This is a genomic window from Streptomyces hundungensis, from assembly GCF_003627815.1.
Lineage (GTDB): Bacteria > Actinomycetota > Actinomycetes > Streptomycetales > Streptomycetaceae > Streptomyces > Streptomyces hundungensis_A.
This window is the reverse complement of record NZ_CP032698.1, coordinates 4,242,168-4,258,054: the sequence shown is the minus strand read 5'-3', so window position 1 is coordinate 4,258,054 and position 15,887 is coordinate 4,242,168. Positions and strand designations below refer to the sequence as shown.

Annotated in this window: 15 protein-coding genes; 3 read left to right on the top strand and 12 right to left on the bottom strand. The window is 71.5% G+C overall.

Annotated features, from left to right (window positions below; genetic code table 11):
- Positions 1 to 205 precede the first annotated feature (205 nt).
- The 7 genes from pheA to DWB77_RS18955 form a co-directional block, all read right to left on the bottom strand.
- On the bottom strand, positions 206 to 1,141 hold the full coding sequence (pheA, locus tag DWB77_RS18985; RefSeq protein ID WP_120722373.1) for a prephenate dehydratase: 936 nt from the start codon (positions 1,139 to 1,141) through the stop codon (positions 206 to 208).
- Between the two features lie 71 nt (positions 1,142 to 1,212).
- Positions 1,213 to 2,493 (bottom strand): iron uptake transporter deferrochelatase/peroxidase subunit, encoded by a 1,281-nt coding sequence (gene efeB, locus DWB77_RS18980; RefSeq protein ID WP_120722372.1) that lies wholly within the window; start codon positions 2,491 to 2,493, stop codon positions 1,213 to 1,215.
- A gap of 11 nt (positions 2,494 to 2,504) precedes the next feature.
- The gene (locus DWB77_RS18975) at positions 2,505 to 4,421 is read right to left on the bottom strand and encodes a copper resistance CopC/CopD family protein (protein WP_120722371.1); all 1,917 of its coding nucleotides are present in this window, start codon (positions 4,419 to 4,421) and stop codon (positions 2,505 to 2,507) included.
- A gap of 28 nt (positions 4,422 to 4,449) precedes the next feature.
- Positions 4,450 to 4,920, bottom strand: a complete 471-nt coding sequence (locus DWB77_RS18970) for a copper chaperone PCu(A)C (protein ID WP_120722370.1) — start codon at positions 4,918 to 4,920, stop codon at positions 4,450 to 4,452.
- Positions 4,917 to 5,576 carry an SCO family protein gene (locus DWB77_RS18965; protein WP_120722369.1) on the bottom strand — a complete coding sequence of 220 codons (660 nt, stop codon included), beginning with the start codon at positions 5,574 to 5,576 and terminating at the stop codon, positions 4,917 to 4,919. The genes DWB77_RS18970 and DWB77_RS18965 overlap by 4 nt, the downstream gene beginning before the upstream one ends.
- A 47-nt stretch (positions 5,577 to 5,623) precedes the next feature.
- Positions 5,624 to 6,343: a YcnI family protein gene (locus DWB77_RS18960; RefSeq protein WP_120722368.1), complete on the bottom strand. Its 720-nt coding sequence runs from the start codon at positions 6,341 to 6,343 to the stop codon at positions 5,624 to 5,626.
- Positions 6,344 to 6,450: 107 nt separating this feature from the next.
- The gene (locus tag DWB77_RS18955; protein WP_120722367.1) at positions 6,451 to 7,317 is read right to left on the bottom strand and encodes a hypothetical protein; all 867 of its coding nucleotides are present in this window, start codon (positions 7,315 to 7,317) and stop codon (positions 6,451 to 6,453) included.
- A gap of 255 nt (positions 7,318 to 7,572) precedes the next feature.
- Between DWB77_RS18955 and DWB77_RS18950 the strand changes: the two genes are divergently transcribed.
- Positions 7,573 to 8,031, top strand: coding sequence for an ATP-binding protein (locus DWB77_RS18950; RefSeq protein ID WP_120722366.1), 459 nt, complete (start codon positions 7,573 to 7,575; stop codon positions 8,029 to 8,031).
- A gap of 51 nt (positions 8,032 to 8,082) precedes the next feature.
- On the opposite strand, the gene DWB77_RS18945 is transcribed toward DWB77_RS18950, so the two are convergent.
- Together DWB77_RS18945 and DWB77_RS18940 are read right to left on the bottom strand one after the other, a co-directional pair.
- Entirely contained in the window at positions 8,083 to 9,552 is a 1,470-nt protein-coding gene (locus tag DWB77_RS18945; protein WP_120722365.1) for an aminopeptidase P family protein, read from the bottom strand.
- Positions 9,553 to 9,638: 86 nt separating this feature from the next.
- The gene (locus DWB77_RS18940; RefSeq protein WP_120722364.1) at positions 9,639 to 11,126 is read right to left on the bottom strand and encodes a PP2C family protein-serine/threonine phosphatase; all 1,488 of its coding nucleotides are present in this window, start codon (positions 11,124 to 11,126) and stop codon (positions 9,639 to 9,641) included.
- A gap of 440 nt (positions 11,127 to 11,566) precedes the next feature.
- Between DWB77_RS18940 and DWB77_RS18935 the strand changes: the two genes are divergently transcribed.
- Positions 11,567 to 12,229 carry a bifunctional DNA primase/polymerase gene (locus tag DWB77_RS18935; RefSeq protein WP_120722363.1) on the top strand — a complete coding sequence of 221 codons (663 nt, stop codon included), beginning with the start codon at positions 11,567 to 11,569 and terminating at the stop codon, positions 12,227 to 12,229.
- A gap of 200 nt (positions 12,230 to 12,429) precedes the next feature.
- On the top strand, positions 12,430 to 12,972 hold the full coding sequence (locus DWB77_RS18930) for a hypothetical protein (RefSeq protein WP_120722362.1): 543 nt from the start codon (positions 12,430 to 12,432) through the stop codon (positions 12,970 to 12,972).
- Positions 12,973 to 13,166: 194 nt separating this feature from the next.
- Here the strand turns inward: DWB77_RS18930 and DWB77_RS18925 are convergent, their stop codons facing one another.
- From DWB77_RS18925 to DWB77_RS18915, 3 genes are all read right to left on the bottom strand, one after another.
- Positions 13,167 to 14,132, bottom strand: coding sequence for a DUF5926 family protein (locus DWB77_RS18925; RefSeq protein WP_120722361.1), 966 nt, complete (start codon positions 14,130 to 14,132; stop codon positions 13,167 to 13,169).
- 192 nt (positions 14,133 to 14,324) lie between these two features.
- Positions 14,325 to 14,930 carry an ATP-binding protein gene (locus tag DWB77_RS18920; RefSeq protein WP_120722360.1) on the bottom strand — a complete coding sequence of 202 codons (606 nt, stop codon included), beginning with the start codon at positions 14,928 to 14,930 and terminating at the stop codon, positions 14,325 to 14,327.
- Between the two features lie 53 nt (positions 14,931 to 14,983).
- A complete protein-coding gene (locus tag DWB77_RS18915) occupies positions 14,984 to 15,811 on the bottom strand; it encodes a glycerophosphodiester phosphodiesterase (protein WP_120727964.1) in 828 nt (275 codons plus the stop codon).
- Positions 15,812 to 15,887 lie beyond the last annotated feature (76 nt).

Here is a 15,887-nt window from a genome sequence, read left to right as displayed (position 1 = left end):
ACTCGCTCTAAAGAGTTGATCAATGGAATTGAGGTGACAGAGGATGCCCTGGCGGCCTGTGGACCGTTGTGTCGTCACTAGAGGGATTTGTCGACTGTGTCCGGTTGTGTTGTCGACTTACCCACAGGTCGAGAAGCGGGCCTGTGGATAACTTTGTGGACAAGGAAAATCAGCAGGTAGGACCGGGCGCGAAGCCGTCCCGGACCTAGAGGCGCCCGTCCTGGCAGCGGGCCAGCCACTCCGCCGCCTCGTCGAACTCCGCGTCCGAGGTTCCCGCCCGCGGCACCCCGACGTCGTCGAGCGTCACCTCCGCCCTCGGGTACGAACCGAGGAAGCGGACCTCGGGGCAGATCCGCCGCAGCCCCATCAGCGCCTCCCCCACCCGGCGTTCCGAGATGTGGCCCTCGGCGTCGATGGCGAAGCAGTAGTTGCCGATGCCCTCACCGGTCGGCCGGGACTGGAGCAGCATCAGGTTGACCCCGCGCACCGAGAACTCCTGGAGCAGTTCGAGCAGGGCGCCCGGGTGGTCCTCGCGCTGCCACAGGACGACCGAGGTCTTGTCCGCGCCGGTGGGCGCCGCCGGGCGGGCCGGTCGGCCGACGAGGACGAAGCGGGTCTGCGCGTTCACCGCGTCGTGGATGTCGGTGATCAGCGGTTCGAGTCCGTACGTCGCCGCCGCGAACTCCCCCGCGAACGCCGCGTCGTAGCGCCCCTCCTGGACCAGGCGGGCGCCGTCCGCGTTGGACGCCGAGGACTCCCAGAGCGCCTCGGGCAGGTTCGCCTTCAGCCAGTTGCGGACCTGGGGCTGGGCGGCCGGATGCGCGGTGATCGTCTTGATGTCGGCCAGCGTCGTGCCCGGGCGGACGAGCAGCGCGAACTTGATGGAGAGCAGCACCTCGCGGTAGATCATCAGCGGCTCGCCCGACACCAGCTGGTCCAGGGTGGTGGTGATGCCGCCCTCCACCGAGTTCTCGATCGGGACCAGGGCCGCCGCCGCGTCCCCGTTGCGCACCGCGTCCAGGGCGGCCGGCACGGAGACCATCGGGACCAGTTCACGGGTCGCGGCCTCGGGGAGGGTGCGCAGGGCTGCCTCGGTGAACGTGCCCTCGGGACCCAGATAGGTGTATCGCGTGGCGGACATGGACGTCACACTAATGGCCCGACGTAACGGGCACGCAGCGATCGACCACCCCCACCCGGGGCCGGCCTCCCTCAGGACTCCAGCAGCCGCTGGCCCACGTATTCGCCCGCACGGGGCCCGCCCGGCACCGCGAACAGGCCGCTCGCCTCATGCCGCAGGAACGGGGACAGGGCGTCCCCCCGGTCGAGCTTGCGCTGCACCGGCACGAAGCCATGGAGCGGATCGGCCTGCCAGCAGACGAAGAGCAGACCCGCGTCCGGGGTGCCGTCGGCGGCGATGCCGTCGTGGAAGGAGAAGGCGCGTCGCAGCATGGCCGCGCCGCCGTTCTGTTCCGGGGCGGCGATCCGGGCGTGGGCGTTGGCCGGGATGACCGGCTTGCCGTCCGGGCCGAACGCGTCGAGCCGCATCTTCGTGGTCTCCGTACCCCCCGAAAGAGGGGCGCCGTTCGACTTCTTGCGGCCGATCACCTGCTCCTGCTCGGTGAGCGGCAGCTTCTCCCAGGTGTCCAGGAGCATCCGGATCCGGCGTACGACGGCGTAGGAGCCGTTCGCCATCCAGGCGGGCTGTCCGGTGTCCGGCACGAAGACGCGCCGCTCGAAGTCGGCGTCCGTGGTCTTGGGATTGTTGGTGCCGTCGACCTGACCCATCAGATTGCGGGCGGTCATCGGCTTCTCGGTGGCGCCCGGGGTGCGGTTGAAGCCGTTCATCTGCCAGCGCGGTCGCGCGGCGGAACCGGCGTCGCGCTGGAGGGCGCGCAGCGCGTGGAAGGCGACCAGGGCGTCGTCCGCGCCGATCTGCACCCACAGGTCGCCGTTGGAGCGCTTGGGGTCGAGCTGGTCGGCGGAGAAGTCGGGCAGCGGGTCCAGTTGTGCGGGGCGCCGGTCGGCCATCCCCGTACGGTCGAAGAAGCTGTGGCCGAAGCCGAAGGTGACGGTCAGCGAGGAAGGGCCGGCGTCCAGGGCGACGCCGGTGTCGCCGCTGCTCGTGGGCTCGCCCGCCATCAGGGCCCTGGCCGTCTCCGACCAGCGGCGCAGCAGGGCGGCCGCCTCCTTGCGTCCGGCGCCGGGGGCCAGGTCGAAGGCGATCAGATGGCCGGTGGACTGAAGCGGAGTGCTGATCCCCGCTTGATGTTTCCCGTGAAACATCACCTGCGTGGAACCGACCGATGCCAAGGGGCTGGTGTCGTCGGGGGTTTCGACGGCCGCGTACCCGCCGGCGCCGGCCGCCGCGCCCAGCGCCAGACCCGCCGCGCCCACCCCGCCCACGGTGGCGAGCAGCTTGCGCCGGGAGAGGTCGAGGACGGGCTCGGCGGAGGCGGCCGGGGCCCGCTCGGAGTTCTTGGTCTCGCTCATGTCAGTTCAACTCAGCCGATCTTGACATTCTTGTCCACGGTGGTCTCGTCGATCTCGGAGGTGCGTACGGTCACCGCGATCTGCCAGTCGCCCGCCATCGGGATCTGCACTCCGCTCGCGCTCCAGTGTCCGGCGGTGATGCGGTCGGGCGCGACGGGCAGCGGCCCGACGGACTTGGCGGCGAGCGTGAAGGCGACCTTGACCTCGGGGGCGTCCTTCGGCGCGCCCGCCGGGTCCTCGAGATAGACGTGCAGGTCGTTGGAGCCGGTACCGCCGGGATCGAGGGTGACCTTGACGGTGCCCTTGCCGTTCTGGCCGCCGGTGTCGAAGGGCAGCCGGATGTCGACGGGCCGGTCCGCGACGGCGACCTGGGAGCCGGCCCTGGCCCGGTCCACGGCCTGCTGGGTGCGGCCGGGTTCGGTCTGGGTCAGCACCGTGGTGACCGCGAGCAGCACCACGGCGATGCCGGCCTCGGCCAGGACGGTGCGGCGCAGCCCGGACCGCTCCGGGTCGGCGTCGCGGATCCGCTTCTCGCGGGCGGTGCTCATCGCGGCCCGCTGGCGCGCGAGTTGGGCGGCCCGCTGGGCGTCCTTGCCGTCGTCGGGGACGGTGACGGGCTCCGGCTCGCTCGCGCGCTGCTCGACGGTCGCGGCGGCCTCGGTCTCGGGCGCGGCCCGCTCGGACAGGCGCGCGGTCCACCGCCGCGAGAAGGAGGCGGTCGCGACGAGGACGGCCACCAGGGCGACCTTGACCAGCAGGAGTTGCCCGTAGGTGGTGTCGATGAGCGCCGACCAGGCGCCGACCTGTCGCCAGGACTGGTAGACGCCGGTCGCCGCGAGGACGGCCACGCTCCAGAACGCGACGCGTGAGAACCGCAGCACGGCGGCGCGTTCGATGCCCGGCGCGCGGTACAGGACGACGAGCAGCGTGACGAGTCCGCCCAGCCAGGCCGCCACCGCCAGCAGGTGCAGCACGTCGACGGGCATGGCGACGCCCGGTTGCAGCCCGGTCGAGGCGTGTTCGGCGAGCGCCCAGGTCGCGGCGAGCCCGGCGGCGACCACGGTGCCGCCGATGGCCAGGCCGAAGGTGAGGTCCTGCTTCTCGGCCTCGTCCTCCCTCTTGGCGTACGCGCCGAACAGGACCGAGACGAACAGCGCGGCGGCGCCGAGCAGCAGCAGCCGGGAGATGAGCGCGGCGCCCGGCTTGGTCTCCAGGACGGCCCGCAGCCCGTTCAGGTCGAAGGCGTCGGAGAGGTTCCCGGAGCCGGTGTAGGGGGTGCGAAGCAGCAGCATCGCGAGGGTGGCGGCGGTCATCGTGAGCCAGCCGCCGACCACGACCCGCTGTACGGGACCCACGCCCGCCCCGCGCCGCCAGCAGACCAGCACGAACGCGGCGCCGCCGACCAGGAGCACGAAGCCGCCGTACGCCGCGTACCGGGCGATGCCGTAGAGGGCGCCGACGAGGCCGCCGCCGACCTCCTGGGTGGGCAGGACCGCGGTGGTGGCGGAGGGGGCGCCGATGGAGAAGGTGAAGGCGCCGGAGACGGGGTGGCTGTCGGCGGAGATCGCCTGCCAGGCCACCGTGTAGGTGCCGTTGGGGATGCCGGTGCGCAGCCGGACGCCGTACTTGACGACGTCCCCGCTGCACAGGTTGACGAGTTCGGCGGTGTCCGAGCGCTTGCCGGTGGGGTCGAGGACCCGGATGGAGTTGGCGTCCAGGGCGACGCCCTCGGAGAAGGTGAGGGCGACCTGTGCGGGTGCGGTGGCGACCACCGCCCCGTCCTTCGGGTCGCTGCTGGTCAGCGCGGCGTGCGCGGACGCGGGTGCGGCGCCCGCGAACAGCGCGCCGAGCAGCGCCACCGTGATGAGCGCCAGCCTGGTCAGCGGCCTGCTCGCGGTGGTTCGAAGGGGTGGGGCGATGGCCGTCATGTCAGTCCCTCAAGTCCCTCTGGATGCCTCAGTGGTGCTTCGGGTTGTAGGTGGCTTCCTTCACCGCGAGGTCGACCTTGACCGGGTCGGCCTTCTCGAAGTGCAGCTCCACGGTGACCTTCTCGCCCTGCTGGGGCTTCTTCTTGAGACCCATGAACATGATGTGGTTGCCGCCGCGTTCGAGGTTCAGCTCGCCGCCCGCCGGGATGTCGAAGGACTTCACCTCCTGCATCTTCTGGTCCTTGGTCTCGTGGATGGTGATGTCGTCGGAGAGCTCGCTGGTGACCTTGGTGAGCTTGTCGGCGGTCTTGCCGTCGTTCTTGACGACGAGGAAGCCGCCGGCCATGTCGCTGGTCGGCACCGGCATGAACGCGTCGCTCACCTGGAGCTTCGGCTTGGCGTCGGCGCTGTCCGAGCAGCCCGCGAGGGCCAGGCCCGCGGACAGGGCTATGACGGCGGCGACGGACGAGCGGGCGGCGTGGGTGGTGCGGCGGTTCACGGGTTCTCCCCCTTGATGATCTTCGGCAGGTCCTTGGTGTAGTCGTCGACCTTCGCGTCCTGGCCGTACAGGACGTAGCCCTGGTCGGTCTTGGGGGAGAAGGCGATGACCTGGGCGCCGTGCATGGAGACGACCTTGCCGTCCTTGTCCTTGCTGGGCGGGTCGATGCCGATGCCGATCTGGCGGGCGCCCTTCTGGATGGTGGCGAAGTCGCCGGTCAACCCGATGAAGGAGGGGTCCTGGCCCTTGAGCCACTTGCCGAGCGACGCGGGGGTGTCGCGCTCGGGGTCGGTCGTCACGAAGACGACCTGGAGCTTGTCCTGGTCGGCCTTGGGCAGCGCCTTCTTGGCGATGGCGATGTTGCCCATGGTGAGCGGGCAGACGTCCGGGCAGTTGGTGTAGCCGAAGTAGATGAGCGTCGGCTTGCCCTTGGTCTCGGCGCGGAAGTCGAACTTCTTGCCGCTGGTGTCGGTGAGGACGAAGTCGGGCTTGGCGAACGGCCGGTCGAGCACGGTCGCGGCCTGGGTCTTCGCCGGGGCGGAGACATCGGCGACGGGGCTGTTGGAGCCACTGTCGCCGCTGCCGCCGCACGCGGTCAGGGTGAGCGCCGCTGCCGCCGCCAGGGCGGCGGCAGTCAGCGCGGTCTTGGTGCGCATGGGGTGATTTTCCGGTCTTTTCCGGTCGGAGGGGTGCAGGCGGCGGGTTACGCGGAGCGTCGGCGTCCGGCGAACACGCCGAAGGCCACGCCGGCGACGCCGACGGCGATGCCCACGCCGCCCAGGACGCGGGCGGTGGTGTCGGTGTTCGAGGAGGAAGAGGCTTCGGGCTTCGCGGCGGCCGCGTCCTTGTCGGCGGCGGGCGCCGTGCCGCCGTGGCCCGCGGTGGCGGCCGTCAGCTTGAGCGTCGGCGCCGGGTTCGCGGGCTCGGCCGCGCCGCTCTGCGGCTCCTGGATCCAGCGCACGACCTCGTTGTTGTCGTAGGTCTGAAGCGCCTTGAAGACCAGCTGGTCGGTGTCGGTGGGCAGCGAGCCGATGGAGAGCGGGAACTTCTGGAACTGGCCGGCCTCGATGCTGCCGCCGCTCCACGTCACCTTGGTGACGGCCTCGTTGATCTGCTTGCCGTGCACGGTCAGCGGCTTGTCGAGCTTGGACTTGGTGACTTCGACGTTCCAGCCCGGCACCGGCTGCGGCATGACGGACGCCAGCGGGTGGTCGGTCGGCAGGTTGACCTCGACCTTGACCGTCTTGGCGTTGTCGCGCTCGTTGGGGACCTTGAAGTCGACGACGGCGTAACCGCCCTTGGCGGCCGCTCCCTCGGGCTGCACGGTGACGTGGGCGAAGGCCGTTCCCGAGAGCAGCAGGACGGAGCCCGCGGCGACGGAACCGACGAGGGCGACACGGGTGCGCGAACGGACAGCGTTCATGGCAGAGACACTCCAGTGAGCAGGAAGGGTGGGGTACGTCCACCGCGCACGGGTGCACGGGGACCCGCGACACCACTCCTGCGGTACGTGAGGGGAGTGGGCCGCGTTCAGGCAGCGAGGGCGTACGCCGGGGGCGGCCCGCGCCTGATCACCGAGTGCTGGAGTGCCGCCCCGGGCAGCGGAGCCGCCTGGCCGAGGTCCCCGTGGGCGATGCGCGGGCCGTGCCCGGCGGCCGCCGAGAGCCCGGCGCACAGGGCGCCCACGAAGGCGAGGGCCCTGCGCAGGGAGCGTACGGAAGCGGCCTCGGCGACGGCCGTGACGGACTGCGCGGCCAGCCGCACCGCCCCGAACAGGGCGATCTCGCCGCGCCGCAGCAGCCAGCCCGTGGCGAGCGCCGCGAGCAGATGGCACAGCAGCATCGGCAGGGTGGGCAGCAGCGAGGCGGCGAGCGAGGCCGACTCCATGCCGGAGCCCGAGGTGCCCGGCAGTATCGGTCCCATCGAGGACATGTGGCCCATGTGGCCCATGCCGGCCATGGAGGCGTGTCCGGCGCCGGTGATCCTGGCCGGATCGATGCCCGCGTCCGTGACGATCCGCTGGGCGTCCGCCGCGGTGAGGGTGGCGGCGCCGCTTCCGCAGATGAGCTTGGCGGCGAAGTGGATCAGCGGCAGGTCGCCGGCGGATCCGCCGCCGGAGGCGGCCGCCGTGTGCTGGCCGATGCCGAAGAGGGTGTGGAGGCCGAGCTGTCCGGCCGCGAGAGCGCCCGCGATGGACGCCAGCGAACGCTCCCGTCCTGCGAGCGGTGTCACCACCGCGAACACCCCGAGGAAACCGGCGAGCAGCGTCCACCAGGGGACGCTCGCACAGGCCGCCATGACGTGCCCCATCGCGGACAGCACGACGCAGACCGCGGCGAACACCGCGGCCCGGAGCAGCCGGAGACCGGCGCCTGCTGGGGCGTGGAGGGGAGACATGGCGGGGCCATCATCGCACTCCGCTTACCCGCCCCATACGGCAGGTCCGGAAGGTCACCCTTTGGTACGGGCGGGGGGTTCCGGGCGACGGAGGAGGGGGTTCCGGGGCTTTACACCGGCGTGCGGGGCGCGTACATCCGCCGAATGGGCGCCATCACGTCAAGTGGGCGCTTACGGAGGGTGTCTTGCGGCAATACTGCGCCCGTAGAGAGAAGGAACTATGTCGAGCCGCGGGCACAGCCAGGAGGCTGGAGCATGAGCATCTGGTGGTCTCTGCACTTGCGGCGCGAGGCTGCGAGCGTTCCGCTCGCCCGTCGTCTTCTGATCGGCACCATGGAGACCGCCGGGGTCGACCCCGACATCTCCTACGACCTGTCGGTCGCCCTCAGCGAGGCCTGCGCCAACGCGGTGGAGCACGGCGGGGAGACGGGGCCGGGCAGCGCGTCGGCGGACTACCGGGTGACCGCCTATCTCGACGGCGAGAAGTGCCGCATCGAGGTCGCCGACTCGGGTCCGGGCTTCCCGGCGCGGCGCGGCCGGCGCACCCCCGTGCCGGCCAGGACCGGCGCCCTGGCCGAACACGGCCGGGGCCTCGGCCTGATCGAGCAACTCGCCGACCATGTGCACTTCAGGAACCGGCCCGGCCGGGGCGCGGTGGTCAGCTTCGACAAGATGCTGAAATGGCGCGAGGGCGCGCTGCTCAAGGTGTCCTGAGCGGCGCGCCCCCGGCGCTGACCCTGGTGCCGCAGCGGCCGCAGCGCCCGATCAGACCTGCTTGATCCGGGCCATCCACGCCTCGACCTCGTCCGAGCGGCGCGGCAGCGCGGCGGACAGGTTGGTGTTGCCGTCCTCGGTGACCAGGATGTCGTCCTCGATCCGCACGCCGATGCCCCGGTACTCCTCGGGCACGGTGAGGTCGTCCGCCTGGAAGTACAGGCCGGGCTCGACCGTGAGGCACATGCCCGGCTCCAGGTCGCCGCCGACGTAGGTCTCGGTGCGCGCGGCCGCGCAGTCGTGGACGTCCATGCCGAGCATGTGACCGGTGCCGTGCAGGGTCCAGCGGCGCTGGAGGCCGAGCTCCAGGACCTTGTCGACGTCCAGGTCGCCGAGCAGGCCCCACGAGACGAGCTTCTCGGCGAGCACGCGCTGGGCGGCGTCGTGGAAGGCGCGGTAGGGGGCGCCCGGCTTCACCGCCGCGATGCCGGCCTCCTGGGCCTCGTACACCGCGTCGTAGATCTTCCGCTGGAGCGGCGAGAAGGTGCCGTTGATCGGCAGGGTGCGGGTGATGTCGGCGGTGTAGAGCTCGTTGGTCTCCACGCCGGCGTCCAGGAGCAGCAGGTCGCCGGAGCGGACCGCGCCGTCGTTGCGCACCCAGTGCAGCGTGGTGGCGTGCGGGCCGGCGGCGCAGATCGAGCCGTAGCCGATGTCGTTGCCCTCGACGCGGGCGCGCAAGAAGAACGTTCCTTCGATGTAGCGCTCGCTGGTCGCCTCGGCCTTGTCGAGCACCTTGACGACGTCCTCGAAGCCGCGGGCGGTCGCGTCGCACGCCTTTTGCAGCTCCGCGATCTCGAACGCGTCCTTCACCAGGCGTGCCTCGGAGAGGTAGACCCGCAGCTCTTCGTCGCGCTCGGCGGTGACCTTGTCGGTCAGCGCGGCCTCGATGGAGGCGTCGTGGCCCCGAACGCACCGGACCGGGCCGGTGGCCTCCGTCAGGGCGGCGGCCAGCTCGCGGACGTCCTTGGCGGGCAGCCCGAGCAGCTGCTCGGCCTCGGTGAGGGAGTGGCGGCGGCCGACCCACAGCTCGCCCGTGCCGGACAGCCAGAACTCGCCGTTCTCGCGGTTGGACCGCGGAAGCAGATAGAGCGTCGCCTCGTGTCCGTCGGCCGTGGGCTCCAGGACGAGTACGCCGTCCTCGGTCCGGTCGCCGGTGAGGTACGCGTACTCGGTGGACGCGCGGAAGCTGTACTCGGTGTCGTTGGAACGGGTCTTGAGGTTGCCCGCGGGGATCACCAGACGCTCGCCCGGGAAGCGCTTGGAGAGCGCGGCGCGGCGGTCGGCGGTGTGGCCGGCCTGCGCGATCGGCTCCAGGCCGTGCAGCTCGGTGTCGGCCCAGCCGGTCTTCATGTTCTCCGCCAGCTCGTCGGAGACGCCCGGGTACAGGCCGTTCTTCCGCTGCTGGATCGGCTTCTCGTCGGTGGTCTCTTCCGGGGTCGCCGGGCTGAGCTCCTCAGACACGTCTGCTCCTTGATACGACACTGGGCCGTCCTCCATCGTACGGGCGTACGGAAGGGGGTCCAGGGCCGTAGTGCCCGTTACCTCGGCTAGGCGAAGCGGGCCGCGAGCATCACCACGTCCTCGGCGCCGTCCGCCGCGTCGAGTCCGTCGGGCAGCACGGTGCGCAGGACGTGGTCGAGCACGGCGTCCGGGTCGTCCCGCACCGACCTCGGCACGCTCGCGGCCGCCGCGTGCAGCCGGGCGAAGGCGCGGTCCATGGGGTCGCCGGTGCGGTGCAGCAAGCCGTCCGTGTACAGCAGCACCGTTTCTCCTGGCTCGGGCGCGATCTCCACGCTCGGCGCCTCCCAGCAGGCCAGCATGCCCAGCGGCGCCGAGAGCGAGGTCTCCACGAACTCGGTGCGCCGGTCCCCGATGATCAGCGGCGGGGCGTGCCCGGCCCCGGCGAGCACGATGCTGCGCCGGGCCGGCTCGCAGTAGGCGAACAGGGCGGTCGCCGAGCGGGCGGGCTCGGTCAGGCGCAGCAGCAGTTCGAGGTCGGAGAGGACGGCGACGGGGTCCTCGCCCTCCATGACGGCGTACGCCCGCAGGCTCGCGCGCAGCCGGCCCATCGCGGCCACGGCGCTCGGCCCGGCGCCGGTGACCGAGCCGACCGCGAGGCCGAGCGCCCCTTCGGGCAGCGGCAGCGCGTCGTACCAGTCGCCGCCGCCGCGCGGTCCCGTGCGGTGGCGGGCGGCGAGTTGGACCCGGGCGACCCGGGGCAGCCGGCTGGGCAGCAGTTCCTCGGCGACGGTGGCCACATGGGCCCGGGCCCGGTCCAGTTCGACCAGGCGTGCCAGGTGTTCGCTCGCGTACCGCAGATACAGCCCGACCAGGTGCCGCTGGCGTTCGACGGGTTCCGCGCTCTCGTCGTAGAGCCAGACGGCGGCGCCGAGCCGGCCGGAGCCCTCGGTGGTCAGGGGCAGCGCGTAGCTGGCGGCGTAGCCGAGGCGGGCGGCGACCTCGCGGTGGCGGGGGTCGATGCCGTCCGGGTCCGCCATGAGGTCGGGGCCGCCGTCGGCGTCGGGCAGGCCGTCCAGGATCCTGCCGTACGCGGTGGCGCTGCGCGGCACGGTCTCGATGTGTCCGAGGTCGGCATGGGCGAGCCCCAGGCCGGTCGTGCTGGCGGGGCCCAGACCGTCGGCGGGTTCCAGGACGACCAGTCCCCTGCGGGCCCCGACCAGGGCGGCGCCCGCCTTGAGGAGCTCGTTCAGGGCCGCGTCCAGGGCGGCGGTGCGGGCGAGCCGTTCGGTGAGTTCGTGCAGCGTGGTGAGGTCGGAGACCCAGCCGGCGAGGCGGTCCTGGAGCACCGCTCCGGGTGGGGTGTGGGCGCTGGGCGAGGGCAGAGGCGCATGAGTGTGCGCGGGAGACGGAACGGCTGGATCGATTCCAGCCACTTTCGGCAGGTGAGGGGCGCTCATGGCAGCCGGCTTTCCGACTGGACGATTCTGCTCAATAGCATCGCAAACCCCCATGTCATTCTGCGCCGCTATCAATGCATCCACATGTACACGCACAAGTGAGGGGATGTCCAGCATTGTCATAGCGGGACTATTGGTGTCCGTGGGACTTCCAACTTGGCCGAAAAATGGCCCCGGTGGCCCAGGGCTGGGGTCGACTGAAGCCGTTCAACTGCGCGTCGTTTCAACCGCGTTGGGTACGTAATCGGTGTGGTCCGGGGCAGTTGGGGATGGCCCGGAACCTTGTGGCCGGGCTCAGCGTCTTAGGAGCCGAGCGGCCAGGCCTCACCCCCGAGCGACGGGGTTTTTGCACTCAGGACGGCAAGCGCCACGTACGCGCCACCCTTCGCCATGCTTTAAATGGTTACGGGCAGTGGCCGTCGCAACCCGTGGTGACCGGCCCTGTCCGGCCTGGCGAATTTCCCGTACCGCGGGCTTACAGATCAAGTACGCGCAGTGAAGAGATGCACACCTGTTGTGATGTGGACTCGGCGTTCAACGGAAAGGAACGAGCGCCCATGCGCGAGATCCTCGGAAGGCGACGCAGGTTCCGGCTCCGGCGCAGTGAAAGGGCTGCTCAGCTCGGCGCCGCGCTGACCTGTGCGACCCGATGGAAATGGCCCGTGCTCCCCGGTGTGGGACTGGCCGCGGACGGCCGCGGCTGTGCCTGTCCCGACCCTGAATGTGTGGTGCCCGGGGCGCACCCCTTCGACCCCGTCCTGCTCGCGGCGACCACCGACGAGCGCATGATCCGCTGGTGGTGGACGAACCGGCCGGTCGCGCCGGTCCTGCTCGCCACCGGCGCCGGCGCGCCCTGCGCGATCAGCCTGCCGGCCGCCGCCGGAGCCCGGGCGCTCGCCGCCCTCGACTCCATGGGCGTACGGCTCGGCCCGGTCGTGGCGAGCCCCACCCGATGGTCGCTCCTGGTGGCTCCGTACTCGATGGAGCGCCTCGGCGAGCTGCTCTACTCCAAGGACTGGGTGCCCAGTTCGCTGCGCTTCCACAGCGAGGGCGGATATCTGGTGCTGCCCCCGTCGCGGACCGGCGGGGGAAAGCTCCGCTGGGAGCGTCCGCCGCTCGGGGCCGCCGGGCCCTGGCTGCCGGATGTGGAGGCGGTGGTGGACGCGCTGGTCGAGGCGAGCACCAGCGCACCGGACGGCGGGAGCCGGCTGGCGTACTGAGAGCGGGGCGGGCCCGGCAGGCGTGCGGAGCCGGGACGCCCAATGAGCGAGAAGGCGGTCCGGTTCCCGGGCCGCCTTCACTCTTTCGGGTGTGAGCGGGCCCTGGTTGTACGGGAATTGGGCGCGCGCATCGCGGGGCGCCCGGTTTCCGTGGATATCTTCGGCCCACCATCAGGAATTCCAGGGCAGGCGGGTCCCCCATGAATCTCCAGCACCTCCGCATGGCCGGGCTCACCGCCGTCGTCGTGGGAACCGTCCTGCTGCCGCTGGCCGCCTCCGCCGGAGTCGCCGGGGGGCCCGAGAAGAACGGCGCCACGGATGACGCAAAAAGCCCCCTCGCGCAAGCCCCCGTACGGGTGAACAAGCCACTGGGGCGGTCCGTGCGGGACGCGGCCGCCCGGTGCGGGCCCGAACTGGTCTCCCCCGGCGGGGTCGAGGCGCAGACCTGCGTACTGAGCCGGGGGCGCGACACCTGGGCGCGTACCTACTACCGCAACGCCACCGGTCAGGAGCTGCGTGCGGTGCTGACGCTGATGGGCCCGGGCGGGCGGACCATCGAGACGAACTGCCAGGTCGAGGCCGACGACCAGCCGAATTCCTGTGAGACCCCGCACCAGAGTTCGCAAGGCGGCTCCGCGGAAGCGGGAGCGTATTCGGCGGTGTCGGAGTTTTCGGAGGCGGGAGAGGACTCACCGCTGCTCCTGCGTTCCGGAAGCAACTCGACGGAACCGGCGGCTCGTTGACCGAGCCCGCACATGGAAGGGCCCGGTCGCTGGCGACGGGGGATGCACCAGCGACCGGGCTCTTAGAACCGTAACAAGAGATCGGTCGTTCGCAAATTCGATCTCGGTAATTCGGACACCGATTTACCTGCGAGTACGGGGAGTTGTGACAGGAGTCACCTGGCGACGGGCCTCCGTCGCACCCGCCGTCACTCTCAGCTGAGCGTCACTTGGCGGTTGGTGAGGCCGCCGCGCGCCCGGCGCTCCTCCGCCGTGAGCGGCTCCTCGACGGCGAGCGCCCCGGCGAGCCGCTCGGCGAACTCGGCGGCCGGCTTCTCGCACTCCTCGGCGCCCATCCCGGCCGGCAGGTCCCACACCGGCACGGTCAGCCCGTGGGCGCGGAAGGAGCCGACGAGCCGGGTGCCCTCGCCGAGCGAGGACGTACCGGCCGCGTGCAGCCGCGCCAGCGCGTCGAGCAGCTTCTCCTCGGGGTGCGGCATGACCCACCGCAGGTGGTTCTTCTCCGGGGTCTCGCACCAGTACGAGGAGTCGACCGACGTCAGCCGCACGGTCGGGATCGCGGCCGCGTTGGCCCGCTCCAGGGAGGCCGCCACCTCGCTCTGGGCGCTTTCGGCGTCCGGCACCCAGAACTCGAAGCCGCTGTGCACCTCGGGCTCGAACGCGGCGTCCGGGTCGAGCAGGTCTTGCAGACGGGGGCCGTCGGACTCGGCGCGCTGGGCCGCGACCGGCGAGCCGGGCTCGGCGACCAGCGCGCGCTTGAGGGTGTCGGCGAGGTCGCGGCTGAGGTCGCCGGAGGGCGTGTCGTTCTGGAGGCCGAGCAGCACGGACCCGTCCTCGCGGCGCAGCGCGGGCCACGCCATCGGCAGCACGGTCGCCAGCGTCACGGACGGCACGCCCTCGGGCAGTCCATCCTTCAGGGTCAGCGGGACGGTCGCCGCCGGGACCAGTTCGCGCAGCGCGACCCAGTCGCACTCGCCGGGCAGGCCCTCGAAGGGGCGCTGGACCAGCTCGGTCACGGCGTGCGAGGCGGCACGGCCGTGACAGGCCTTGTAACGGCGGCCGGAGCCGCAGGGACAGGGCTCACGAGCCCCGACGACCGGGATTTCCCCGTCGCTGATCTGCGGCTTGACGGCCTTCGCCTGGGGACGCTTCTTGGCCATGGTGGGGCTCACTCCCGACTGCGGTGGTGCGGTGTCGCTGTGTCGGGCGCGAGCCTAGCCGTACGGACCGGCCCCGGGCGGCCCCGCCGTTCCCACGGCCCCGCACCGAGGATGCGGGTGGCCGTCCCGGGCCGCGTGCGTGCGGGGTGTCGGCGCGAGGGCGCGAGGGCGGCCGCGCGCCCCCGCTGCTCATCAGTCCATGTCGTCGAACGCGTCCGCGAACTCCAGACCGGCCGCCGGGCCCGCAACGCGCGTAGCGAAATCGTCGCGACGGGGCCCCGCGATGAGGATCACCCACACCGTGACCTCGCCGGACGCGCTGTCCCGGACGCCCCAGTCCTGGGCGAGGGCGCTGATGATGTTCAGCCCCCGGCCGCCGCGCGCGGTCACCGAGGGTGTCGCGGGGACGGGCCTGGTCGGGCCGCCTCCGTCCGTCACCTCGACCGTCAGTCGTCCTGCCTTGTCGACTCGCCAGGCCGCCCGGATGTCGCCATCGCCTATGTCGGACCGCCCCAGCGGCCTGCCGTGCCGGCAGGCATTGCTGAGCAGTTCGGACAGGATCAGAACGGCATCGTCCACGACCGGCTCGGACACCCCGCTGCCGAGCAACTGCTCGCGCATCCGGTGTCGTGCCTTGCCCACGCCCGCAGGGCCATGGGGTACGGCCATGCTCGACGACGTGGGCACCTCCTGTGCCACCACCAACGCCACCCCCGAGACCTCCTTCGCCCCACGCCACGGTGTGGATGCCCCAATGGACTGGACCGGAAACCGGCCAACGATGGACGGGAGACGCATTCGTCACGGTCGAATACGGAGCGAACGCGCCGGTGCACTCCCTGTAAGGGCCGCTAAATCCTGCCCAGTTGGGACAGCACCTGTTTCGGGCGGTTGGTGATGATTGCCTCCACTCCGAGGCTTACGCACAGGTCCACGTCCTCGGGTTCGTTGACCGTCCAGACGTGCACGCGGTGTCCCGCGCGGTGCAACCGCTCGATGTACGCGGGGTGGTTGCGCACGATCCGCATGCCCGGGCCCGCGATCCGCGCCCCCGCGGGCAGCCGCCCGTCGCGCAGGCGCGGCGAGAGGAACTGCATCAGGTAGACGGTCGGGATGTCGGGTGCGGCCGCCGCCACCCGGTGCAGGGAGCGCGCGGAGAAACTCATGATGCGCACCGGGGAGGTTTCGCCGGCCGGCGGCGGCTCAGTGAGGCCGAACCTCTTGAGGAGGTGCAGCAGCCGCTCCTCGACCTGGCCGGCCCAGCGGGTGGGGTGCTTGGTCTCGATGGCCAGCTCGACCCGGCGCCCGGCGTCCGCGACGAGTTCGAGCAGCCGCTCCAGGGTCAGTACGGAGGTGAACTCGCGGTCCCCCCAGTCCGGGCTCTCCTCGCTGTCCTTCCACGAGCCGAAGTCGAGCGCGGCGAGGTCGGAGAGCTCCAGGGTGGACACGGCGCCGCGTCCGTTGGAGGTGCGGTTCACCCGCCGGTCATGGACGCAGACGAGCTGTCCGTCGGCGGTGAGGCGGACATCGCATTCCAGGGCGTCGGCCCCGTCCTCGATCGCCTTCACATACGCGGCGAGCGTGTGCTCGGGGGCGTCCTCGGAGGCTCCTCGGTGGGCCACCACCTGGACGGGGGCGCGGTCTGGGCTGTGCGGGCTGTGCTGCCGTGCTTGGGTCACCGCGCCATCGTGCCACCGCCGGTGCACAGGTTGGCGCACGAATACACAGCTCCTGCTTACAGTGGCCTGACGTGCG